Source organism: Pseudomonas sp. KNUC1026 (genome assembly GCF_021650705.1).
Classification (GTDB): domain Bacteria; phylum Pseudomonadota; class Gammaproteobacteria; order Pseudomonadales; family Pseudomonadaceae; genus Aquipseudomonas.
In genome coordinates this window covers 3,391,659-3,413,013 of record NZ_CP087138.1, presented here as the reverse complement: position 1 = coordinate 3,413,013, position 21,355 = coordinate 3,391,659, and the positions used below count along the sequence as shown (strand labels likewise).

Annotated in this window: 19 protein-coding genes and 5 pseudogenes; 18 read left to right on the top strand and 6 right to left on the bottom strand. The window is 61.3% G+C overall.

The features are described from left to right. Positions 1-4: 4 nt before the first annotated feature. The 5 genes from LN139_RS15895 to pdxJ are packed head-to-tail and all read left to right on the top strand — an operon-like array spanning position 5 to position 3,439. Complete coding sequence (locus LN139_RS15895; RefSeq protein WP_236355170.1) at positions 5-382, top strand: DUF4845 domain-containing protein; 378 nt, start codon at positions 5-7, stop codon at positions 380-382. Then, positions 379-1,071, top strand: a complete 693-nt coding sequence (rnc, locus tag LN139_RS15890; protein WP_236355169.1) for a ribonuclease III — start codon at positions 379-381, stop codon at positions 1,069-1,071. The genes LN139_RS15895 and rnc overlap by 4 nt, the downstream gene beginning before the upstream one ends. Continuing rightward, the gene (gene era / locus LN139_RS15885; RefSeq protein ID WP_236355168.1) at positions 1,064-1,960 is read left to right on the top strand and encodes a GTPase Era; all 897 of its coding nucleotides are present in this window, start codon (positions 1,064-1,066) and stop codon (positions 1,958-1,960) included. Before rnc ends, era begins: the two co-directional genes overlap by 8 nt. 12 nt (positions 1,961-1,972) lie before the next feature. After that, positions 1,973-2,656 carry a DNA repair protein RecO gene (recO, locus tag LN139_RS15880; protein WP_236355167.1) on the top strand — a complete coding sequence of 228 codons (684 nt, stop codon included), beginning with the start codon at positions 1,973-1,975 and terminating at the stop codon, positions 2,654-2,656. Between the two features lie 33 nt (positions 2,657-2,689). Beyond that, positions 2,690-3,439: a pyridoxine 5'-phosphate synthase gene (gene pdxJ, locus LN139_RS15875; RefSeq protein ID WP_236355166.1), complete on the top strand. Its 750-nt coding sequence runs from the start codon at positions 2,690-2,692 to the stop codon at positions 3,437-3,439. 31 nt (positions 3,440-3,470) lie between these two features. Here the strand turns inward: pdxJ and algW are convergent, their stop codons facing one another. After that, entirely contained in the window at positions 3,471-4,667 is a 1,197-nt protein-coding gene (gene algW, locus LN139_RS15870; protein ID WP_236355165.1) for a Do family serine endopeptidase AlgW, read from the bottom strand. 106 nt (positions 4,668-4,773) lie between these two features. On the opposite strand from algW, the gene LN139_RS15865 reads away from it, so the two are divergent. From LN139_RS15865 to cysN, 4 genes are all read left to right on the top strand, one after another. Further along, positions 4,774-5,532: a Nif3-like dinuclear metal center hexameric protein gene (locus tag LN139_RS15865; protein WP_236355164.1), complete on the top strand. Its 759-nt coding sequence runs from the start codon at positions 4,774-4,776 to the stop codon at positions 5,530-5,532. 139 nt (positions 5,533-5,671) lie between these two features. Beyond that, on the top strand, positions 5,672-6,589 hold the full coding sequence (cysD, locus tag LN139_RS15860) for a sulfate adenylyltransferase subunit CysD (RefSeq protein WP_097088872.1): 918 nt from the start codon (positions 5,672-5,674) through the stop codon (positions 6,587-6,589). A 96-nt stretch (positions 6,590-6,685) separates the two neighbouring features. After that, on the top strand, positions 6,686-7,027 hold the full coding sequence (locus LN139_RS15855; RefSeq protein WP_236355163.1) for a four helix bundle protein: 342 nt from the start codon (positions 6,686-6,688) through the stop codon (positions 7,025-7,027). Positions 7,028-7,079: 52 nt separating this feature from the next. Beyond that, the gene (cysN, locus tag LN139_RS15850; protein ID WP_236355162.1) at positions 7,080-8,981 is read left to right on the top strand and encodes a sulfate adenylyltransferase subunit CysN; all 1,902 of its coding nucleotides are present in this window, start codon (positions 7,080-7,082) and stop codon (positions 8,979-8,981) included. 113 nt (positions 8,982-9,094) lie between these two features. Here the strand turns inward: cysN and LN139_RS15845 are convergent, their stop codons facing one another. Continuing rightward, positions 9,095-9,535 carry a YhcB family protein gene (locus tag LN139_RS15845; protein ID WP_236355161.1) on the bottom strand — a complete coding sequence of 147 codons (441 nt, stop codon included), beginning with the start codon at positions 9,533-9,535 and terminating at the stop codon, positions 9,095-9,097. Positions 9,536-9,684: 149 nt separating this feature from the next. Here LN139_RS15845 and LN139_RS15840 point away from each other — a divergent pair. The 3 pseudogenes from LN139_RS15840 to zapE form a co-directional block, all read left to right on the top strand. After that, positions 9,685-10,321, top strand: a pseudogene (locus LN139_RS15840) (alpha/beta hydrolase). A 15-nt stretch (positions 10,322-10,336) separates the two neighbouring features. Next, positions 10,337-11,683 (top strand): annotated as a pseudogene (locus tag LN139_RS15835) (tryptophan--tRNA ligase). Between the two features lie 92 nt (positions 11,684-11,775). Further along, positions 11,776-12,862: pseudogene (gene zapE, locus LN139_RS15830) on the top strand (cell division protein ZapE); the annotation flags it as partial. 12 nt (positions 12,863-12,874) lie between these two features. Here zapE and LN139_RS15825 read toward each other — a convergent pair. Beyond that, positions 12,875-13,872: pseudogene (locus LN139_RS15825) on the bottom strand (GlxA family transcriptional regulator). A gap of 296 nt (positions 13,873-14,168) precedes the next feature. Between LN139_RS15825 and rplM the strand changes: the two are divergent. The 6 genes and pseudogenes from rplM to LN139_RS15795 all read left to right on the top strand — a co-directional run bounded on the left by rplM (position 14,169) and on the right by LN139_RS15795 (position 18,463). Beyond that, positions 14,169-14,598 (top strand): annotated as a pseudogene (gene rplM / locus LN139_RS15820) (50S ribosomal protein L13). Between the two features lie 14 nt (positions 14,599-14,612). Beyond that, complete coding sequence (gene rpsI, locus LN139_RS15815) at positions 14,613-15,005, top strand: 30S ribosomal protein S9 (protein ID WP_097088885.1); 393 nt, start codon at positions 14,613-14,615, stop codon at positions 15,003-15,005. Between the two features lie 176 nt (positions 15,006-15,181). Continuing rightward, positions 15,182-15,799 carry a glutathione S-transferase N-terminal domain-containing protein gene (locus LN139_RS15810; RefSeq protein ID WP_236355159.1) on the top strand — a complete coding sequence of 206 codons (618 nt, stop codon included), beginning with the start codon at positions 15,182-15,184 and terminating at the stop codon, positions 15,797-15,799. Between the two features lie 14 nt (positions 15,800-15,813). Then, positions 15,814-16,242, top strand: a complete 429-nt coding sequence (locus LN139_RS15805) for a ClpXP protease specificity-enhancing factor (RefSeq protein ID WP_236355158.1) — start codon at positions 15,814-15,816, stop codon at positions 16,240-16,242. A gap of 506 nt (positions 16,243-16,748) precedes the next feature. Next, on the top strand, positions 16,749-17,732 hold the full coding sequence (locus LN139_RS15800) for a sterol desaturase family protein (RefSeq protein WP_236355157.1): 984 nt from the start codon (positions 16,749-16,751) through the stop codon (positions 17,730-17,732). Positions 17,733-17,830: 98 nt separating this feature from the next. Beyond that, positions 17,831-18,463, top strand: coding sequence for a nitroreductase family protein (locus LN139_RS15795; protein WP_236355156.1), 633 nt, complete (start codon positions 17,831-17,833; stop codon positions 18,461-18,463). A 68-nt stretch (positions 18,464-18,531) separates the two neighbouring features. On the opposite strand, the gene LN139_RS15790 is transcribed toward LN139_RS15795, so the two are convergent. The 3 genes from LN139_RS15790 to LN139_RS15780 form a co-directional block, all read right to left on the bottom strand. Then, positions 18,532-19,833, bottom strand: coding sequence for a helix-turn-helix domain-containing protein (locus LN139_RS15790; protein WP_236355155.1), 1,302 nt, complete (start codon positions 19,831-19,833; stop codon positions 18,532-18,534). A 288-nt stretch (positions 19,834-20,121) separates the two neighbouring features. Next, positions 20,122-20,700, bottom strand: coding sequence for a BON domain-containing protein (locus tag LN139_RS15785; RefSeq protein ID WP_236355154.1), 579 nt, complete (start codon positions 20,698-20,700; stop codon positions 20,122-20,124). Then, a complete protein-coding gene (locus LN139_RS15780; RefSeq protein WP_236355153.1) occupies positions 20,697-21,290 on the bottom strand; it encodes a phosphoheptose isomerase in 594 nt (197 codons plus the stop codon). Before LN139_RS15780 ends, LN139_RS15785 begins: the two co-directional genes overlap by 4 nt. Positions 21,291-21,355: the final 65 nt, after the last annotated feature.

Genomic DNA, 21,355 nt, shown 5'->3' with positions numbered 1-21,355 from the left:
AAGGATGAACAGCGTCGCGCGTCAACGAGGGCTTTCCCTGATCGGCTGGCTGTTCACCCTGGCGGTGCTGGCTTTCGCATTCAGCGTCGGGCTCAAGGTGGTGCCACACTACATGGACTTCTGGTCCCTGAAGAAGGTGATGGACAACGCAGCAGCCAGCAAGGACGAGCGTTTGCAGGGTGCTGATGATTTCGTCGCTCACGTCCAACGCGGGCTGACGGTCAACAGCATTTCCGGCCTGGACCTGCGCAAGGCGCTGGTCGTCGAAGAACAAGGTGGCGTAATCAACGCCCATCTCAATTATGAAAAGCGTGAACACCTGGCGGGTAATATCGACCTGGTCCTGGTGTTCAAGCACGATACGAGCGTGACCACCCAGTGAGTGTTTCGTTGAGCCGGCTCGAGCGACAGCTCGGCCACACCTTCCAGGATCAGGACCAGATGGTCCTTGCCCTGACGCACCGCAGTTTTGCCGGGCGTAACAATGAGCGCCTGGAGTTTCTGGGCGATGCAATCCTCAACTTCGTGGTGGGGGAGGCGCTGTACGAGCGTTTCCCGCAGGCCCGTGAGGGCCAGCTTTCACGGCTGCGCGCACGGCTGGTCAAGGGCGAAACGCTGGCAGTGCTGGCGCGTGGCTTCGAGCTGGGCGACTACCTGCGTCTGGGCTCCGGTGAGCTCAAGAGCGGCGGGTTTCGCCGCGAGTCGATCCTGGCCGACGCCCTGGAAGCCCTGATCGGCGCCATCTATCTGGACGCTGGTATGGACGTGGCGCGTACGCGTGTGCTGGCCTGGCTGGCGGGCGAGTTCGAGCGCCTTACCCTGGTGGACACCAACAAGGACCCCAAGACGCGGCTGCAGGAATTTCTGCAATCGCGTGGCTGCGACCTGCCCAAATACGAGGTGGTCGATATCCAGGGCGAGCCTCACTGCCGCACGTTCTTCGTCGAATGCGAAGTGGCGCTGCTCAACGAAAAAAGCCGCGGCCAGGGCGCCAGCCGGCGCATCGCCGAACAAGTGGCCGCCGCATCGGCGCTGATCGCCCTGGGCGTGGAGAATGGCAACCATGAGTGATACCCCAACCCGTTGTGGCTACGTCGCCATCGTCGGCCGGCCGAACGTGGGCAAGTCCACCTTGCTCAACCATATTCTGGGGCAGAAACTGGCGATCACCTCGCGCAAGCCGCAGACCACCCGCCACACCATGCTCGGCATCAAGACCGAAGGCGCGGTGCAGGCGGTGTACGTTGACACTCCCGGCATGCACAAGTCCAATGACAAGGCCTTGAACCGCTACATGAACAAGACCGCCTCGGCCGCCCTGAAGGACGTCGATGTGGTGATCTTCGTGGTTGACCGCACACGCTGGACCGACGAGGACCAACTGGTGCTCGAACGCGTCCAGTACGTCGAAGGCCCCCTGATCGTGGCGGTGAACAAGGTCGACCGGATGGACGACAAGGCCGACCTTATCCCTCACCTGCAGTGGCTGCAGGAGCAGTTGCCCAAGGCGCAGGTGGTGCCTATCTCGGCCCAGCAGGGGCATAACCTCACCAGCCTCGAAGCCGTGATTGGCAACCTGCTGCCTGAGAGCGAACACTTCTTTCCCGAAGATCAGATCACCGACCGCAGCAGCCGCTTTCTCGCGGCCGAGCTGGTGCGCGAGAAGATCATGCGCCAGCTCGGTGCGGAGCTGCCGTATCAGATCACCGTCGAGATCGAGGAATTCAAGCTGCAGGGGCGCACCTTGCACATCCACGCATTGATCCTCGTCGAGCGCGACGGCCAGAAGAAAATCATCATCGGTGACAAAGGCGAACGCATCAAACGCCTGGGTACCGAAGCACGCAAGGACATGGAAACCCTGTTCGACGCCAAGGTGATGCTCAACCTGTGGGTGAAGGTCAAGGGTGGCTGGTCCGACGACGAGCGCGCCCTGCGCTCGCTGGGCTACACCGACTGATCGCCCGCGCGCATGAGCCTTGTCGATACTCGCCAGGCGTATGTGCTGCACACCCGCCCTTACCGTGAAACCAGCGCCCTGGTCGACTTTCTGTCGGCTCAGGGCGTTGTGCGTGGTGTGCTGCGCAATGCGCGCGGAAAGGTCGGCAGCCTCGCACGCCCGTTCGTGCCACTTGAGGTAGAGCTGCGCGGGCGCGGCGAATTGCGCACCGTGGGCCGCGTTGAGCCGATGGGCACCGGCCACTGGTTGATGGGGGAAGCGCTGTTCAGCGGCTTGTACCTGAACGAGCTGCTCCTGCGCCTGCTGCCGGCTGAGGTCGCGCACCCGGCGCTGTATGAGCATTACTGCCTGACGCTGCAAGCGTTGGCCGAGGGGCGTGGCCTGGAGCCGCTGTTGCGCAGCTTCGAATGGCGGTTGCTGGACGAACTGGGGTACGCCTTCGCCCTGGACCAGGATATTCATGGGCAGCCCATCGAGGCGGGGCGATTGTATCGCCTGCGGCCCGAGGCAGGGCTCGAACCGGTTCCGGCGTTTCAGCCGGGCGTATTCGATGGGCAACATTTGCTCGCGATGGCTGAAGTGGACTGGCAAGCACCTGGCGCGCTCGCGGCCGCCAAGCGTCTGATGCGCCAGGCCTTGGCCGCACACCTGGGTGGGCGCCCGCTGGTGAGCCGCGAACTGTTCCGCAAGCCCTGATATCCTGTGCGCCCTACACACAGGAGACCCGTCGTGACCAACACCAATCGCATCCTGCTGGGCGTGAACATCGATCACGTCGCCACCCTGCGCCAGGCCCGCGGCACCCGCTATCCCGACCCGGTCAAGGCAGCTCTGGACGCCGAGCAGGCCGGCGCCGATGGCATCACCGTACACCTGCGCGAAGACCGTCGGCACATTCAGGATCGCGACGTATTGCTGCTCAAGGATGTGCTGCAAACCCGCATGAACTTCGAGATGGGCGTGACCGAGGAGATGCTTGCCTTTGCCGAGCGGCTGCGCCCGGCGCATGTGTGCCTGGTGCCTGAGACCCGCCAGGAGCTGACCACCGAGGGCGGGCTTGATGTGGCCGGGCAGATGGCGCGCATCGAGGCTGCAGTGCAACGCCTGAGTGCGGTAGGGAGTGAGGTCTCGCTGTTCATCGATGCCGACCCGCGGCAGATCGAAGCCTCCCGCCAGGTGGGGGCGCCGGCGATCGAGCTGCACACGGGCCGCTACGCCGATGCGCACACTCCAGGCGAACAGGCTGCCGAGCTCAAGCGCATCGCAGACGGTGTTGCCTTTGGCCTGGAGCAGGGGCTGATCGTCAACGCGGGCCATGGCCTGCACTACCATAACGTCGAAGCTGTGGCGGCGATCCCGGGCATCAACGAATTGAACATCGGCCACGCCCTCGTGGCTCACGCGCTGTTCGTAGGTTTCCCGGCAGCGGTAGCCGAGATGAAAGCGCTGATCGTCGCTGCGGCGGCTGCTCGGGGCTAAGCCACGCAGGCCTTGGCCTGCGTTCTGGCAGTCAGTTCTGACCGCGGCTTTGGTCCTGGTTCTGATCCTGATTCTGCTCAGGGTTGGCCGCCGGCGCCGGCGGGGGCCGCAGGCCGATTTCAGCTGTGAGCTTCACCGACTTGCCGTTGCGAAGCACCTCGATGCCGATGCGCTCACCCGGGTGGGTGCGCGCCACCTGATTCATCGACTTGCGCCCATCGGCGGCCGGCTCGCCGTTGATTGCCACGATCACATCGCCCTGCTGCAGGCCTGCCTTTTGCGCCGGGCCGCCCTTGAATACACCCGACACCACGATGCCCGGCTTGTCCTTCATGCCATAGGACTGCGCAAGGTCCGGGGTGAGCGGCTGCACTTCGATGCCCAACCAGCCACGAATCACCTGGCCATGCTCGATGATCGACTTCATCACCTCCAGCGCAAGCTTGGTCGGGATGGCGAAACCGATGCCCTGTGAGCCGCCGGACTTGGAGAAGATCGCGGTGTTGATGCCGGTAAGGTTGCCGTTGGCATCGACCAGCGCGCCGCCGGAGTTGCCCGGGTTGATGGCCGCGTCGGTCTGGATGAAGTCTTCGTAGGTGTTCAGGCCCAGCTGGTTGCGGCCGGTGGCGCTGATGATGCCCATGGTGACGGTTTGGCCGACGCCGAAGGGGTTGCCGATCGCCAGGGCCACATCGCCGATGCGGATGCTGTCGGAGCTGCCGATGGTGATCGAGGGCAGATTTTTGAGGTCGATCTTCAACACTGCCAGGTCGGTTTCCGGGTCGCTGCCGATCACCCGCGCCAGGGTTTCACGGCCGTCCTTGAGCGCTACCACGATCTGCTCCGCGCCACTGGTGACGTGGTTGTTGGTCAGCAGGTAGCCCTCCGGGCTCATGATCACCGCCGAACCCAGGCTCGACTCCCAACGGCGCTGGCGCGGCATGTTGTCGCCGAAGAAACGGCGGAACTGCGGGTCTTCGAACAGCGGGTGTGCGGTTTTGTTGACCTGCTTGGTGGTGTAGAGGTTGGCCACCGCCGGCGCCGCTGCAGCGACCGCGTCGGCATAGGAGACGGGGCCCTGAGTCACTGTCGCGGCTTGCGGCGCCTGCTGCAGGTTCACATCCTGGCTGGGCAGCCCGACCCACTGCGGGAAGCGGAAGATGATCAGTAGCGCGAACAGCACGCCCGTGAGCAGTGGCCAGCCAAGATAGCGTAATGCCTTGAACATGGAGCGGTTCCGAAGGGTTGGCGGGGCGGGGCGTTGGCGCCGCATAATGGCCGGCATTATACGGGCGCTTCACGCCCCTGGCAGAGCCTTTTTCCGGAGAATCCCGATGGCCGTTGCACTCGATACCCTGGTTCAGGAAGCGGACCGCTACCTCAAGGCCGCGAGCATTCAGGACTACTGCCCCAACGGTTTGCAGGTCGAAGGCCGGCCCCAGGTAATGCGTATCGTCAGCGGCGTGACCGCCAGCCAGGCGCTGGTGGATGCTGCGATCGAGGCGCGCGCCGATGTGCTGCTGGTGCACCATGGGTATTTCTGGAAGGGCGAAAACCCTTGCATCACCGGTATGAAGCAGCGCCGCCTCAAGGCGCTGCTGCGCCACGACATCAGCCTGCTGGCTTACCACCTGCCGCTGGATGTGCACCCGGAGGTGGGCAACAACGCGCAGCTCGCCCTGCGCCTGGGCATCGAAATCGAGGGCCCGCTGGACCCGGCCAACCCTCGCGTTGTGGGCCTGGCCGGTGCCTTGCCCGAGCCGGTCAGCGCGCGTGAATTCGCCGCCCGCGTGGAGCAGGTGCTGGGCCGCGCCCCATTGCTGGTGGAAGGTGAGCGTTCGGTACAGCGCATCGGTTGGTGCAGCGGGGGCGGGCAGGGCTACATCGACCAGGCCATCGCTGCGGGCGTCGACCTTTATCTCACCGGTGAAGCCTCTGAGCAGACCTACCACAGCGCCCGGGAAAACGGTGTGTCGTTCATTGCCGCCGGCCACCATGCCACCGAGCGCTACGGCGTGCAGGCGCTGGGCGATTACCTGGCCAGGCGCTTTGCAGTCGAACACCTGTTCATCGATTGCCCCAACCCGGTTTGAAGGCAGAACTTGCCGGCATATGCTAATGCCTTTCCGGTCTAACAAGCCGCCTCGATATAAACAAGGCCTGTGCTAAAGTGCGCCGTTCGAACACGGCCCGCCGGCCGTCATAACGTAAAGCCTTTACCCGTGAGTAGCCATGGTCGATAAACTGACGCACCTCAAACAGTTGGAGGCGGAAAGCATCCACATCATCCGTGAAGTGGCCGCCGAGTTCGACAACCCTGTGATGCTGTATTCGATCGGCAAGGATTCGGCCGTGATGCTGCACCTGGCACGCAAGGCCTTCTTTCCAGGCAAGCTGCCCTTCCCGGTGCTTCACGTCGATACCCGCTGGAAATTCCAGGAGATGTACAAGTTCCGCGACCAGATGGTCAAGGACATGAACCTGGACCTGCTGGTCCACATCAACCCCGAAGGGGTCGAGCAGAACGTCAACCCGTTCACTCATGGCAGTTCCAAACACACCGACATCATGAAAACCCAGGGCCTGAAGCAGGCGCTGGACAAGTACGGCTTCGACGCTGCCTTCGGCGGCGCGCGCCGTGACGAAGAGAAGTCCCGCGCCAAGGAGCGCGTGTATTCCTTCCGCGACAGCAAGCACCGTTGGGACCCCAAGAACCAGCGCCCGGAGTTGTGGAATATCTACAACGGCAAGGTCAACAAGGGCGAGTCGATCCGCGTGTTCCCGCTGTCGAACTGGACCGAGCTGGACATCTGGCAATACATCTACCTCGAAGGTATCCCGATCGTGCCGCTGTACTTCGCCGCCGAGCGCCCGGTGATCGAAAAGAACGGCACCCTGCTGATGATCGACGACGACCGCATCCTCGAATACCTGAGCGATGAAGAAAAGGCCCGCATCGTCAACAAGAAGGTCCGCTTCCGTACCTTGGGCTGCTACCCGCTGACCGGCGCGGTGGAGTCCGAAGCCGACACCCTGACCGACATCATCCAGGAAATGCTGCTGACGCGGACTTCCGAGCGCCAGGGCCGGGTCATCGACCACGACGCTGCAGGCTCGATGGAAGACAAGAAACGTCAAGGCTACTTTTAAGCTTCGAGTTACAAGCTGCAAGCTGCAAGTGGGGGTGCCTTTGGTTAGGGTGCCCGGTGCGGCTGCAGCGGTGCAGCTACCAGGGATGGGGGCTGTATGGAGTTCGAAAGGTTGAAGGTCTGGCAACGAAGCAAAGTGTTGGCGGTTGATGTTTTCAAAGGGCTGGAACCCTGCAGGGATTTCGGTTTTCGCGATCAGGTGAGGCGTTCGGTACTGTCAGTGCCCTCCAATATTGCCGAAGGTATGGAGCGGCGCGGCAGCCGGGAAAAAGCACAGTTTCTCTGGATCGCGAAAGCGTCGTGCGGGGAGTTGAGAACGCAGTTGCTCATAGGCCTGGAGCTAGGCTATTTGGCCGATGAGCCAGGCCGCCAATGGATTACGGAAACCCGGGAGCTTTCAAAAATGCTGGCCGGGTTGATAAAAGCGATTTCTGACTAGCTGCCGCCGACGCGCACATCGCTTGAGGCTTGCAGCTTGGAGCTTGAAAATTATGAGTCATCAATCCGATCTGATCAGCGAAGACATCCTCGCTTATCTGGCCCAGCACGAGCGTAAAGAGCTGCTGCGCTTTCTCACCTGTGGCAACGTCGACGACGGCAAGAGCACCCTGATCGGGCGCCTGCTGCACGACTCCAAGATGATCTACGAGGACCACCTCGAAGCCATCACCCGCGATTCGAAAAAATCCGGCACCACCGGTGAAGAAGTCGACCTGGCACTGCTGGTCGATGGCCTGCAGGCCGAGCGCGAGCAGGGCATCACCATCGACGTGGCCTACCGTTATTTCTCCACGGCGCGCCGCAAGTTCATCATTGCCGACACCCCCGGCCATGAGCAATATACCCGCAACATGGCCACCGGAGCATCCACCTGCGACCTGGCGATCATCCTGGTCGATGCTCGCTATGGCGTGCAGACGCAGACCCGTCGCCACAGCTACATCGCCAGCCTGCTGGGGATCAAGCACATCGTGGTTGCCATCAACAAGATGGATCTCAAGGGCTTCGATCAGGGTGTGTTCGATGCCATCCAGGCCGACTACCTGGCCTTCGCCGAAGCGATCGGCCTGGTGCCGACCACCTTGCACTTCGTGCCGATGTCGGCGCTCAAGGGCGACAACGTGGTCAACCGCAGCGAGCGTTCGCCGTGGTACGAAGGCCCGACGTTGATGGACATCCTTGAAACCGTCGAAGTCGCAGCTGACCGCAACCTGACCGACCTGCGTTTTCCCGTGCAGTACGTCAACCGCCCGAACCTGAATTTCCGCGGCTTCGCCGGCACCCTGGCCAGCGGCGTGGTACACAAGGGCGACGAGGTCGTGGTGCTGCCGTCCGGCAAGAGCAGCCGGGTCAAGTCGATCGTCACTTTCGAAGGCGAGCTGGAACAGGCCGGCCCCGGCCAGGCCGTTACGCTGACCATGGAAGATGAAATCGACATCTCCCGTGGCGACCTGCTGGTGCATGCCGACAACGTGCCGCCGGTGGCCGACCAGTTCGAAGCCATGCTGGTGTGGATGGCTGAAGAGCCGCTGCTGCCGGGCAAGAAATACGACATCAAGCGCGCCACCAGCTACGTGCCGGGCTCCATTGCGGGCATCGTCCACCAGGTGGATGTGAACACGCTGGAAAAGGGCCAGGCCAGCCAGCTCAAGCTCAACGAGATCGGCCGGGTCAAGGTCAGCCTCGATGCAGCCATCGCCCTGGACGGCTACGAGAGCAACCGCACAACGGGTGCGTTCATCGTGATTGATCGCCTTACCAATGGCACCGTCGGTGCCGGCATGATCATTGCTCCGCCGGTGGTGCCACATGGCACGGCGGCGGGCCATGGCAAGGGCGCGCATGTGTCCACTGGCGAGCGTGCGCTGCGTTTTGGCCAGCAGCCTGCGACCGTGCTGTTCACCGGCTTGTCGGGCGCAGGCAAGAGCACGCTGGCCTATGCGTTGGAGCGCCGCCTGTTCGACATGGGCCGTGGCGTCTATGTGCTCGATGGCCAGAACCTGCGCCATGACCTGAACAAGGGCTTGCCGCAGGACCGCGCCGGCCGTACCGAGAACTGGCGTCGCGCCGCCCATGTGGCGCGCCAGTTCAACGAGGCTGGGCTGATCACGCTGGCTGCATTCGTTGCGCCGGATGCCGAAGGCCGTGAGCAGGCACGTGTACTGATCGGCCCTGAGCGGGTGGTGACGGTTTACGTTCAGGCCTCACCTTCGATCTGCGCCCAGCGCGATCCACAGGGGCTGTACGCTGCCGGGGGTGACAATATTCCGGGCGAGTCCTTCCCTTACGACGTGCCGCTCGATGCGGACGTGGTCATCGATACTCAGTCGGTGAGCGTGGAAGAGGGTGTGAAGGCGGTGCTGGAGGTATTGCGCCAGCGCGGGGCGGTTTGACGACCGCCGTCGCGTGGCGAGCCGCCCTCTCACTTCAGATCGTGGGAGGGCGGCTTGCCGCGCGACAAGCATGAACAAAGCATGAACAAGAACGGGGCCTTTCGGCCCCGTTTTCATTTGCGCTTCAAACCGTACTGCTCATCGAGCATGCCGGGGGAGTCAGAAGACTTGGGCGCGTAATCCTTGGGCGCTTCGTCGCTGAGCGGGCGGGTCAGGCGCTCACGGTCACGCACAGGCGCCGCTTCGGGGTGCAGGGCGGCGAGCAGGCGCTGGCGGGTCAGGTCGTCGGTGGCCAGGCGGTCGGCGCCTTCGGCCAGGTGCTCCTGGACTTCCTGGTAGCTCTGAGTGAGCTTCTTGACCAGGATCGCGGTGCTGTTGAAGTGGGTCACCACCTCATGCTGGTAGTTGTCGAACTTCTCCTGGATGTCATCCAGTTGCCGTTGGGTACTGCTGGGCACGGCGTTCGGGGCGAGGCGGGCAATGAGGAAACCGATCACGACACCCACCACCAAGGCCAGCGTCGGGAGCAACCAAACTAAAAGCGAGAGATCCACGAGTCCTTCCTCTATAAACGGCTTTGCTTTACGTTAACGGCTTGCGCCGGGCCTGTACACGGCAGGGCCGGCAATAGGTTGGCAGATATGCCAGGCATAATCCAACAGCTAGACGAATAGACCCCACAAAGGGTCACGGAGCTCCCCCCTTGTTGATCCGCGAAAACCCCTTGATGCTCGATGGCCCTGTGGGCCAGCTCGAAGCCTTGTACCTGGAAGTGCCCGAGGCCCGTGGCGTTGCACTGTTGTGCCATCCCAATCCCGTACAGGGCGGGACGATGCTCAACAAGGTGGTGTCGACCCTGCAGCGCACCGCCCGTGATGCCGGCTTTATCACACTTCGTTTCAATTACCGTGGCACCGGCAGCAGCGCCGGCAGCCACGACATGGGCAATGGCGAGGTCGACGACGCACAGGCCGCCGCCAACTGGCTGCGCATCAAGCACCCTGGGCTGCCGCTGACACTGCTGGGCTTCTCCTTCGGAGGTTTCGTCGCGGCCGCCCTCGCCGGGCGGCTTGAGCGCAGTAACGCGCACCTTGCGCACCTGTTCATGTGCGCCCCCGCAGTGATGCGGTTCAGGGGCCGAGCACGTGCTGCCTGAGCGTGTTCCCATGACGGTGATCCAGCCTGATGCCGACGAAGTGGTCGAGCCGCAAGCGGTCTACGACTGGTCTGCACAGCTTTCTCGCCCCCATGAGCTGCTGAAAGTGGCAGAATGCGGCCACTTCTTTCATGGCAAGCTGACGGATCTGAAGGATCTGGTCTTGCCCCGCCTGGCTTCCTGAACGATCGATTCGACCATGACCACCCGTATTCTCACCGGCATCACCACCACCGGCACCCCGCACCTGGGCAACTACGCTGGCGCCATCCGCCCGGCCATCGTCGCCAGCCGCCAGAGCGGCGCGGACTCTTTCTACTTCCTGGCCGACTACCACGCACTGATCAAGTGCGACGACCCGGCGCGTATCCTGCGTTCGCGGCAGGAGATCGCCGCCACCTGGCTGGCAGCGGGCCTGGACGTCGAACGCGTCACCTTCTATCGCCAGTCCGACATCCCGGAAATCACCGAGCTGACCTGGCTACTCACCTGTGTAGCCGGCAAGGGCCTGCTCAACCGTGCGCACGCCTACAAGGCTTCGGTCGACAGGAACGTGGAGCAGGGCGAGGAGCCCGACGCTGGCGTCACGATGGGGCTGTTCAGCTACCCGGTGCTGATGGCCGCCGACATTCTCATGTTCAACGCCCACAAGATCCCGGTCGGCCGCGACCAGATCCAGCACGTGGAGATGGCCCGTGACATCGGCGCCCGCTTCAATCACCTGTTCGGCAATGGCAAGGATTTCTTCGCAATGCCCGAGGCGCTGATCGAAGAAAGCGTCGCCACCTTGCCGGGCCTGGATGGCCGCAAGATGTCCAAAAGCTACGACAACACCATCCCGTTGTTCGCAGGCGCCAGGCAACTCAAGGACAGCATCGCGCGCATCGTCACCGACTCGCGCCTGCCTGGCGAGCCTGAAAGACCCTGAAGCATCGCACCTGTTCACGCTCTACAGCGCCTTCGCCAGCCGCGAGCAGGCGGCAGCGTTTCGTGCCGAGCTGGTCGATGGCCTGGGTTGGGGCGATGCCAAGCAGCGCCTGTTCGACGTGCTCGAGGCGGAGCTCGCCGAGCCACGCGAGCGCTACAACCAGCTGATGGCGCGCCCCGACGAGCTCGAAGACATTCTGCAGCAGGGCGCTGCCAAGGCGCGCAAGAGTGCGACACCGTTCCTGCAAACCCTGCGCGAGGCCGTGGGCCTTCGCTCGTTCAAAGGCCAGGTCGCGGTTGTGGCAGGCGAGAAGAAGAAGGCCGGAAAGGCTGCTCGCTTCGTGAGCTTTCGCGACGAAGACGGCAGCTTCCGTTTCCGCCTGCTGGCTGCCGATGGCTCGCAACTGCTGCTCTCGCGCAGTTTTGCCGATGGCAAGGCGGCGGGCGCTGCCAGCAAGCAATTGCAGCAGGGTACGGAGCTGGATGTGCGTATCGACGGCCTGGCCTTTGGCCTGTGGCTGGAGGGGAGTGCGTCGCCACCAGCCCTGCGTTCGCCGACGAGCCGGCGCGCGATGCCGGCATCCAGAACCTGCGCGAGGCGCTGGCCCCGCAGGCCTGACGCGACGACTTGCCGCACGCGTGATTGCGCGCAGCCCGGGGCGCCTTTAAAGTGGCGGCCCCGGTTCCGATCGCCTTGCTCAAGAATATGACCCCCCAGAACGATACCAAGAGGACCTCAAGCGTCCTGATTTCTTCCATGATGCTGCTCAGGAACAGGCCGTTCGCCACCTGCAGCGGCTTTACGATGACTTGATCGCTGCTCAATCGGCCAAGGCCGGCCTGTTCGGAAAGCTGTTCGGGAAAAAGACGCAGCGCCGGTCAAGGGCCTGTACTTCTGGGGCGGCGTAGGCCGCGGCAAAACCTACCTGGTCGACACCTTCTTCGACGCACTGCCTTTCCAGGAAAAGACCCGCACGCACTTTCACCGCTTCATGAAGCGCGTGCACGAGGAGCTCAAGACCCTGGGTGGCGAAAAGAACCCCTCACCGTGATTGCCAAGCGCTTCGCTCAAGAATCGCGCGTGATCTGTTTCGATGAATTCTTCGTCTCCGACATCACCGATGCGATGATCCTCGGCACTCTGATGGAAGAGTTGTTCAAGCACGGTGTCACGCTGGTAGCTACCTCCAACATCGTGCCGGACGGTCTCTACAAGGACGGCCTGCAGCGTGCGCGCTTTTTGCCTGCCATCGTGCTGATCAAGCAGAACACCGAAGTGGTTAACGTCGACAGCGGCGTCGATTACCGGCTGCGCCACCTCGAGCAGGCGGAGCTGTTCCACTATCCGCTGGGCGAGGCGGCCGAGCACAGCATGCGCGAGAGCTTCCGGGCGCTGACCGCCGACTCGAAGAAGGTCGTCGAAAACGACGTGCTGATGATCGAGAACCGCGAGATCAAGGCGCTGCGCACCTGCGACGACGTTGCCTGGTTCGAGTTCAGGGCCTTGTGCGATGGCCCGCGCAGCCAGAACGACTACATCGAACTGGGCAAGATCTACCACGCGGTGCTGCTCAGCCAGGTCGAACAGATGAGCGTCACCACTGACGACATCGCCCGGCGCTTCATCAACATGGTCGACGAGTTCTACGACCGTAACGTCAAGCTCATCATCTCTGCCGAGGTTGAGCTCAAGGACCTGTACTCCGGTGGGCGCCTGAACTTCGAGTTCCAGCGCACCCTGAGCCGCCTGTTGGAAATGCAGTCCCACGAGTTCCTGGCCAGGGCTCACAAGCCCTGACCCGATCGCCTCTCAGGCCGCGCCCGCCGGTATCAGTTGCTGGCGGTAGGCGTGGGGGTGAGGCCGGTGTGCTGGCGAAACAGCCGGGCGAAGAAGCTGGCGTCGTCGTAGCCCACTTCATAGCTGATCGCCTTGACGCTGCGCCGGGTGGTCGAGAGCAAGCCGCGGGCTGTCTCGATGCGCAGGCGTTGCAGGTAATGCAGGGGCTTGTCGCCGGTTGCGGTGTGGAAGCGCCGCATGAAGTTGCGGATGCTCATGCCATGGTCGCGCGCCACGTCCTCGAAACGGAATTTCTCCGAATAGTGGTCTTCCAGCCAATGCTGGATCTGCAGGATCGCCGGGTCATGGTGCAGCTTCTGGCCACCGAAGCCGATGCGCCCCGGTGAGTAGTTGCGCTGCACCTCGAAGAGAATGTCGCGGGCCACGCCTTGCGCCACGCGCAAGCCGCAAAAGCGCTCGATCAGGTGAATGTACAGGTCGCTGGCCGACGTCATGCCGGCGGCGCAGTACAGGTTGCCGGCGTCGGTCAGGTGCTTGTCGGGGTTGAGCTTCACCTTGGGGAAGCGCTGGCTGAAGCTGTCGAAGAAGCGCCAGTAGGTGGTGGCTTCGCGGTCGTCGAGCAGGCCGGCCTCGGCCAGCCAGAACACACCGCTGGCCTCGCCGCAGAATACCGCCCCGCGGGCATGCTGGGCTTGCAGCCAGGGCACCACTTGCGGGTAGCGCTCCAGCAGCTTCTCGAAGCTCTCCCAGAACGCGGGCAGGATGATCACGTCGGTGTCACCCAGGCCGCCGTCGACGTCCACGCGCACGCCGCTGAACGTGTCCACCGGATGGCCGTCGGGGCTGCACAGGAGAATATCGAAGGCGGGCTTGAGGCCCTGGTCCAGTTGCAGGCTGTGGCGCAAGGCCGCCAGGTGGAAGAAATCCTTGGCCTGCATCAGGGTCGAGGCGAAAACCTTGTCGGTGGCCAGGATGCTGATCCGGCGCAGCGTGGGGGAGAGGGTGGTCATTGGCTATTGTTCTTGTAGGTGATAGTGGTCACGTTGCGGCCAGATCGTCTTATGTTTGCGCAAGGTTGTCCAGTGATCCGGCGCAAGGCTTGCCATTTGCAGAAAAATCCGGATAATTCGCCAGCTCTTTATGGGCGGAAGTGATGCACCCCCGGTAAGAGACGCCGTACGTCGACGCACCGACCCGAGCCCCCAAAATTGCGTCTGGCTTCGGCTGCCTTTGACTTGTCAAAGCAAGCACTATTCAGTAAGCTCCGCCGTCTATTTTTGCAGGGCGGCCCCTGAGGCTATAAAGAATGAAAACTTTTACTGCTAAACCGGAAACAGTAAAGCGCGACTGGTTCGTCGTCGACGCCGCTGGCCAGACCCTGGGTCGTCTGTCCACCGAAATCGCACGTCGCCTGCGCGGCAAGCACAAGGCTGAGTACACTCCTCACGTTGACACCGGCGACTACATCGTCGTGATCAATGCCGAGCAAGTGCGCGTCACTGGTGCCAAGTCTTCCGACAAGATGTACTACTCCCACTCCGGCTTCCCGGGCGGTATCAAGGAAATCAACTTCGAGAAGTTGATCGACAAGGCCCCTGAGCGTGTTATCGAAACCGCGGTCAAAGGCATGCTGCCTGAAGAACCCGCTGGGTCGCGACATGTACCGTAAGCTGAAGGTCTACGCAGGTGCCAACCACCCGCACACCGCTCAGCAGCCCCAAGAACTGAAGATTTAACGGAATAGTTCACTATGTCGGCGACTCAAAATTACGGCACTGGCCGTCGCAAGACCGCAACCGCTCGCGTCTTCCTGCGCCCAGGCACTGGCAAGATCTCGATCAACAACCGTCCGCTGGACACCTTCTTCGGTCGCGAGACCGCTCGTATGGTGGTCCGCCAGCCTCTGGAACTGACTGAAAACACCGAAAAGTTCGACATCTACGTTACCGTAGCTGGCGGCGGTGTAAGCGGCCAGGCCGGTGCAATCCGTCACGGTATCACTCGCGCGCTGATGGCGTACGACGAGTCCCTGCGCAAAGCTCTGCGCGTTGCTGGCTACGTCACCCGCGACTCCCGTGAAGTCGAGCGTAAGAAGGTCGGTCTGCGTAAAGCGCGTAAGCGTCCGCAATACTCCAAGCGTTAATTCGCTGCCTTCGAGCCTTTCGGCTTGTACAGAAACCCGGCCTTCGTGCCGGGTTTCTGCGTTTTCGGCCTGGCTGGCGGTGCATTGAAGCGGCCGAGCGCGCAATAGTGTAAGATTCGCCGTTATTGCCTGCGCCTCAGGGCGCTTTCGTTCAAATGTTCATCGTGGAGGGCCGCATGGGCGCGACCAACCGGTTAGCCTGTTTCTCCGACCCTGCAGATCATTATTCTCACCGTGTGCGCATCGTGCTGGCCGAGAAGCAGGTCGGTGCCGAAATCATCGATGTGGTACCAGGGCGCCTGCCGACGGCGCTGGCTGAGGCCAACCCCTATGGTGGGGTGCCGACTCTTGTCGATCGCGACCTCGCGCTGTATGAGCCGACGGTGGTGATGGAGTATCTGGACGAGCGTTACCCTCACCCACCTTTGCTGCCGGTGTACCCGGTTGCACGCGGCAACAGCCGCTTGCTGATGCATCGTATCCAGCGTGACTGGTGTTCGTTGGTCGACCCGCTGCTCGATGCCCGTACACCTGAGAAGGCCAGGGCCGACCTGCGCAAGCAGCTGCGCGAAAGCCTTACCGGGGTTTCCCCGCTGTTCGCCGACAAGCCCTTCTTTCTGAGCGACGACTTCAGCCTGGTGGATTGCTGCCTGCTGCCCATTTTGTGGCGTTTGCCGGTGATGGGTATCGAGCTGCCGCGCCCGGCGAAACCGTTGCTCGACTATATGGACCGCCAGTTCGCTCGCGAGGCCTTCCGGGCCAGCCTGTCCGCAGCTGAGCGAGAAATGCGCTAATTTCTGGAGCCGTTATGAATTCAAGTCGCCCTTATCTGGTCCGCGCGCTGTATGAGTGGATTGTCGACAACGAGTGCACACCGCACCTTCTGGTCACCACCGAGCATCCCCAGGTTCAGGTGCCCAAAGGCTACGGCAGCGACGGCCAGATCGTCCTGAACGTTTCACCTACAGCAATCCGCCACCTGCATATGGACAATAAGGCTGTCAGCTTCGAAGGGAGCTTCGGTGGCGTTACCCATAGCCTGTTCGTGCCGGTTGAAGCCATCATGGGCATCTATGCCCGTGAGAATGGCCAGGGCATGGTGTTCGAGCTGGAGCCCGCGCTTGATGACGACGAGCAGGTGGCGGGCGATGAGCCGCAAGGTTCCGATGATGACGAGCCAACCCCACCCCAGCCGCCTCGCCCCAACGGCAAGCCGAGCCTGAAAGTGGTGAAGTGAAAAGCCAACTCCAGGATCGATGCTAGTCAGTTGAAACTGACGCATTGAGTTTTATCCCCGAGTCCGATGCCTGGAAACGAGCATCGGACTTTTTATTGCCTGCGCTTTTGCTCCTCCATGAATTCGCCCGGTAACAACGATTTTCCAGGCTGCAACGTCGAGCCTGGCCAGAGTTGCAAGTAACGAACACCGTTAACCCTGGAAGTAACGCTGGAATGATCGCCTTTGCGAACGTTTTGCTGAGCGCGCCCCGGCTGGCCAGATCGTATCCTTAACGAATCTATCTATATGATTCGTATGCAATTTTCTGCCAACTGTTCGCTGAAGGTAACCCGTTACGTACCGTTAACCAACCGTTATCCAACTTGTGGCGGGTGTCGCGTGGTGAGCAGTATCCCTATAGCCCGCTCAAAAAAAGTCCAAGTGGGCCTGCACGGAGACAATGAAAAAAGCGAGGCTACCCATGGCCTCAAAACAATAACAAGACAATAAATGGCGAGGCACTCATGATGACGATGCAAAACATCTGGGAATCCATTGTCGGGTTCTATGAGCCTACAATCGAAATAATAAGCCTATGGGCCTTCGGGCTTCCTCTATTCGTTACGGTCATCGCGGTGATGTTCATCATCTCGCAAAAGTGGCAAAGCCCGCTGAGCCTGCGCGCTCTGAAAAATGCAGCTTTCCCTAAAGACCAGTACGACCACGCCTCATCGCGCGTCGACATGTGGAACGGCATCATCCTGTTGCTGCTCGGGTTTCCTCTGGTCGGCGTCATCGCAATCAATGGCATCGCCATTGCTGACAATGCAGGCGCTTACCTGAACGCCGAGTTCGGCGCCCGGGAACCCTTGATTGCTTCGACCTGGCTGCTGGTGTGCGTGCAGTTTCTGGTCTACTTCCTCAGCGTCGACTTTGTCGGATATTGGGTGCATCGCTGGTGCCACACCAATGCGCTGCTCTGGCATCTGCACAAACCCCACCATACTGCTGAAACCCTGACACCGTGGACGCTCTTTCGGCAGCACCCTATCGAGTTCTTCGGGCTGAACATCATTCCGGCCATCTGTGGTGGGGCGTTCACCGGGCTGGTGCTCTATGCAACGGGGAGCGAGATTCATCCCGGCACGATAGCTGCGGTCACTACGACGGCCTATATCGCCTTCTTTGTGATCGATGTGTTCTCCCATGTGCATATGCCGATCTCTTATGGGTGGCTGAACCGGATCGTCCTTGCGCCTGTGATGCACAACCTCCACCACAGCATGGAGCCTCACCACTGGGACAAGAACAACGCGGTCATCTTGACTCTTTGGGACTGGATGTTCGGAACGCTCTATCTTCCCAGCAAGGGCGAGACCTGGCGTTGGGGATGCAACGACGAAGAGTATGGAGACAACAACCCGCATAAAACCCTGAGGGGCTTCTATATCGATCCCTTCGTCACCTTCTGGCGCCATCTGAAGGATGGAGAGAGCCCGAATCCCTAGTGCGGCAAGCAGGCTTGCAACACGATCAGCACACGTTCTTATCAATGAACTCGAGGCACGCAGGCGTTGCGGCCTCAGTTCGATCAAAGGATCTCACCATGGCATTGAACGACCTGCTCCATTGGCGCTATGCAACCAAAAGCTATAACGGCGCCCAGGTAGAACAGCGCAAGATCGACACGATACTCGAGGCCATCCGCTTCGCCCCCAGCAGCTCGGGGCTGCAACCTTTCAAGGTCATCATCATAAGCAACCCCGAATTGAAGGCGCAGTTGCAGCCGCTGTGCTGCAACCAGCAGCAAATCACTCAATCGTCCCACCTGCTGATTTTCGCTGCCTGGGATCAATACACGCCTCAGCGGATCAACGCCTTTTTTGAATACAGCAACGCAATACGTAATCTGCCTTCCAGCGTCACTGACGATTACCGACTATCGCTGCTCGATTCTTTTGGCGGCATGAGCAGGGAGCAGCAGTATTTCCATGCGTCCAGGCAATGCTATATCGCTTTGGGGTTTGCACTGCTGGCGGCGGCGGAGGCTGGCGTCGATGCCACGCCAATGGAGGGCTTCGATAATCAGGCGGTCAACGCGCTACTGAAACTGCCCGAGCAGGGATTGAACAGCTCCGTGCTGCTGGCTCTGGGCTATCGGGATGCCGAAACCGACTGGTTGGTGAAGCTCGAAAAAGTCCGGCGTGACAAGGCAGATCTGTTCGTGGAGATCGTGTAGGGGAGCGAGCCTTGTTTGGCCGATCGGCCTGGCAGCCGTTGCCGGACACCTGCAGGCGCTCAGCTTCTCTACTGAGCGCCTGTTTCAGGCTTTTGCAGGCTCGGTACGGCCTCGTTCTTGAGAGGCGCCGCTCGCGCGCGCCACATCTGGCTGACGTCCAGCTGCCGTGCGGTCACCAACTCTGCCGAGACATTCGATGGGCCGAACGTACGCACTTCGTACAGTGCCTCGAACGCCTCGCTGTTACCCAGCCGGGCCTTCAGGCGGCTCAACTCGGAACTGTCCGATGCCAGCTTCGCGGCCTCTATGAGCCCTGGGTCCATGATGCCGGCAACCACGACGATCTGATTGCCTGCCGGCCCTGGAAAGCGAGCCAGATACGCATAGTCATGGCGCATGATTCTTTCGGTAGAGGGCTCGCCCCAATCCGATTGAAATTGCTTTGCGCTCACCCGATCTACAAGGGTATCGCCGCTGGCTGACAGCGAAAAACCGGACAGGTCAAGGAACGGCTCTTGAAGATCGCCCAAGGTGTCGAGCAAACCGACATAGACAATATCGTTGCCGCTCAGCATCCCATTGGTGAAGCGGGATGTCGTTACATCCTTGATCTGGCCTGAATGGCCGGGCCTGGTTGCTGCCACGATGGGTGCCAACGATACCAGTGCCGATGCGAGCCCGCTTGGCAGGTGATAGGCGTTTACATCGATATACCTCTGGCCGGCCTCGGGCATCCGCTGCTTGTATTGGCTGAGGTCCATACTGGAGGCAATGGCGGGATCAGCGATCACGCGAGCGATGGAGCCGTCAGTGCCTTGTTCGCCGAACACATAAAAATCGCCGGACACCACCAATAGCGGCGTTGGCCTGTTGCTCACGCCACTCCAGAGAATGCTCTCGGCGCGTGAATCACTGGCTGGCCTCCCTGCCAGCCAAAACCAGCACGTAGCGTTGAGTGCCAGGAAAAGCACCGCGGCGGCAACATACCGCCAATCAAGGAGGCGGCGGCGCTCAGGGGCAGGATATTGATCCTGCTTGGCAGGTCCCACGATAACCAGGCGATATTCGCCACGCGGCAGGATAAGCCGCTCACCGTACTCATCGGCCGGAACCGCCTCGAGTTTCTTCCTTAGCCGGTGGATGTGTACTCGAACCGTCGCATCGGCTGAAAGGTCGGAGTCGGTGGATCGACCGAACACCACCTGTGCAATCTCGATCTCCTTGGTTGCGGCGGCCACCAGTGATCGTTCGAGAAGAAACTCGAAAAGGCGAATGGTCTGCCGCGACTTACCGAGCGCACCACTGGCCAAAAGCCGTTGGGCGTGCGCCGCGATCCGATGTTGCTCGTCGACTTCCTGAGACTCGTCCATTTCCCATCCTCACTGCATCGGTGGCCTTCGCGTCGCCGAGGCCGACCCAAGCATAGGCGGCAGGTGGCTCGCTTTCGTATCCCAAATTGGCATTGAGCCGAGCCTTTGCGCCACAACCTTTTGCGACATGGGGGCGGATGTCCATGCAACACCTTGATGGACTGGGCCTTCGTTCCAGAAGGCAAGAAGTGGCGGGCAGCAAAAGGCGCTGCCCAAAATGAAAATGCCAGTCAGCTAGGCTGACTGGCATTGACGTCGGATCGATTTTTCGAAGTTCAGCTTTGCTGATCAGTTGATGTATTCGAACAGCTTCACGATGCGCTGCACACCGCTCACGCCTTGTACCAGGTTGGTGGCGCGGGTGGCTTCCTGCTGGGTGACCAGGCCGAGCAGGTAGACAATACCGTTTTCGGTGATCACCTTGATGCGTGAGCCAGGGATGCTGTTGTCGGCAAACATCTGGGATTTGATCTTGGTGGTAAGCCAGGCATCGTTGTTGCGCGCCAGCAGGGACGATGGCTGCGTAACTTGCAGCTCATTATGTACGGTCTTGACCTTCTGCACTTGCCCGGCGACTTGCCCTGCCATCTGCTTGAGGTCTTCACGCGGGGTTTGCCCGGCGACCAGCACCACTCCGTTGTAGCTGCTGACCACGATGTGCGAGCCCTCGGCCAGGTCGGGGTTAGCCTTGGAAATATTCACGCCGACTTTCGTTTCGATGAGCGAATCATCGATCTTGCTGCCCAGGGTGCGGGTGCCACGGTTGTCATTGATGCTGTCGTCGCGAGTTGCGGTCAGTACCGAGGTGCAACCGCTCAACGCGGCGCATAGGGCGATGGCCAGCAGGCCAATACGGCTAGGGGTCATTCTTCACTCCCGAACAATTGACTGTCGATCAGGTGACAGAGGCAGTGGATCGCCAGCAGGTGGACTTCCTGGATGCGAGCCGTCACTTGAGAGGGTACACGGATTTCCACGTCTTCTGGCAACAGCAGCGAGGCCATGCCGCCGCCGTCGCGGCCGGTGAGTGCGACTACGGTCATGTCACGATCGTGTGCCGCCTGGATGGCCTGGATGACGTTGGCGGAATTACCGCTGGTGGAGATCGCAAGCAGCACATCGCCGGCATGGCCCAGCGCGCGGATCTGTTTGGAAAACACTTCGTTGTAGCTGTAGTCGTTGGCGATCGAGGACAGCGTGGAGGTGTCGGCGGTGAGCGTGATGGCGGGCAGGCCCGGGCGCTCGCGCTCGAAGCGGTTGAGCATCTCCGAGGAAAAGTGCTGTGCATCGGCTGCCGAACCACCGTTGCCGCAGGCCAGCACCTTGCCGTCGCAGAGCATCGCGTTGACCATCACCTGGCTTGCCTGCTCGATGTGGGGAGCCAGTACGTCCATGGCCTGGAGCTTGGTGTCGATACTGGCCTGAAACAGCCGGCGGATACGGGATTGCATGTCCATCAGATTAACCTTGAGAGCAGGGCAGGCGGGCGAACCCGGCCGGCCAGCCATGGAGCGTGATGCGG

Bases quoted from the DNA above. Each gene is read 5' to 3' on its own strand.
- LN139_RS15895 (WP_236355170.1), top strand. From the start codon at position 5: ATGAACAGCGTCGCGCGTCAACGAGGGCTTTCCCTGATCGGCTGGCTG.
- era (WP_236355168.1), top strand. From the start codon at position 1,064: ATGAGTGATACCCCAACCCGTTGTGGCTACGTCGCCATCGTCGGCCGG.
- recO (WP_236355167.1), top strand. From the start codon at position 1,973: ATGAGCCTTGTCGATACTCGCCAGGCGTATGTGCTGCACACCCGCCCT.
- algW (WP_236355165.1), bottom strand. From the start codon at position 4,667: ATGTTCAAGGCATTACGCTATCTTGGCTGGCCACTGCTCACGGGCGTG.
- LN139_RS15865 (WP_236355164.1), top strand. From the start codon at position 4,774: ATGGCCGTTGCACTCGATACCCTGGTTCAGGAAGCGGACCGCTACCTC.
- cysD (WP_097088872.1), top strand. From the start codon at position 5,672: ATGGTCGATAAACTGACGCACCTCAAACAGTTGGAGGCGGAAAGCATC.
- LN139_RS15855 (WP_236355163.1), top strand. From the start codon at position 6,686: ATGGAGTTCGAAAGGTTGAAGGTCTGGCAACGAAGCAAAGTGTTGGCG.
- cysN (WP_236355162.1), top strand. From the start codon at position 7,080: ATGAGTCATCAATCCGATCTGATCAGCGAAGACATCCTCGCTTATCTG.
- rpsI (WP_097088885.1), top strand. From the start codon at position 14,613: ATGTCGGCGACTCAAAATTACGGCACTGGCCGTCGCAAGACCGCAACC.
- LN139_RS15810 (WP_236355159.1), top strand. From the start codon at position 15,182: ATGGGCGCGACCAACCGGTTAGCCTGTTTCTCCGACCCTGCAGATCAT.
- LN139_RS15805 (WP_236355158.1), top strand. From the start codon at position 15,814: ATGAATTCAAGTCGCCCTTATCTGGTCCGCGCGCTGTATGAGTGGATT.
- LN139_RS15800 (WP_236355157.1), top strand. From the start codon at position 16,749: ATGATGACGATGCAAAACATCTGGGAATCCATTGTCGGGTTCTATGAG.
- LN139_RS15795 (WP_236355156.1), top strand. From the start codon at position 17,831: ATGGCATTGAACGACCTGCTCCATTGGCGCTATGCAACCAAAAGCTAT.
- LN139_RS15790 (WP_236355155.1), bottom strand. From the start codon at position 19,833: ATGGACGAGTCTCAGGAAGTCGACGAGCAACATCGGATCGCGGCGCAC.
- LN139_RS15785 (WP_236355154.1), bottom strand. From the start codon at position 20,700: ATGACCCCTAGCCGTATTGGCCTGCTGGCCATCGCCCTATGCGCCGCG.
- LN139_RS15780 (WP_236355153.1), bottom strand. From the start codon at position 21,290: ATGGACATGCAATCCCGTATCCGCCGGCTGTTTCAGGCCAGTATCGAC.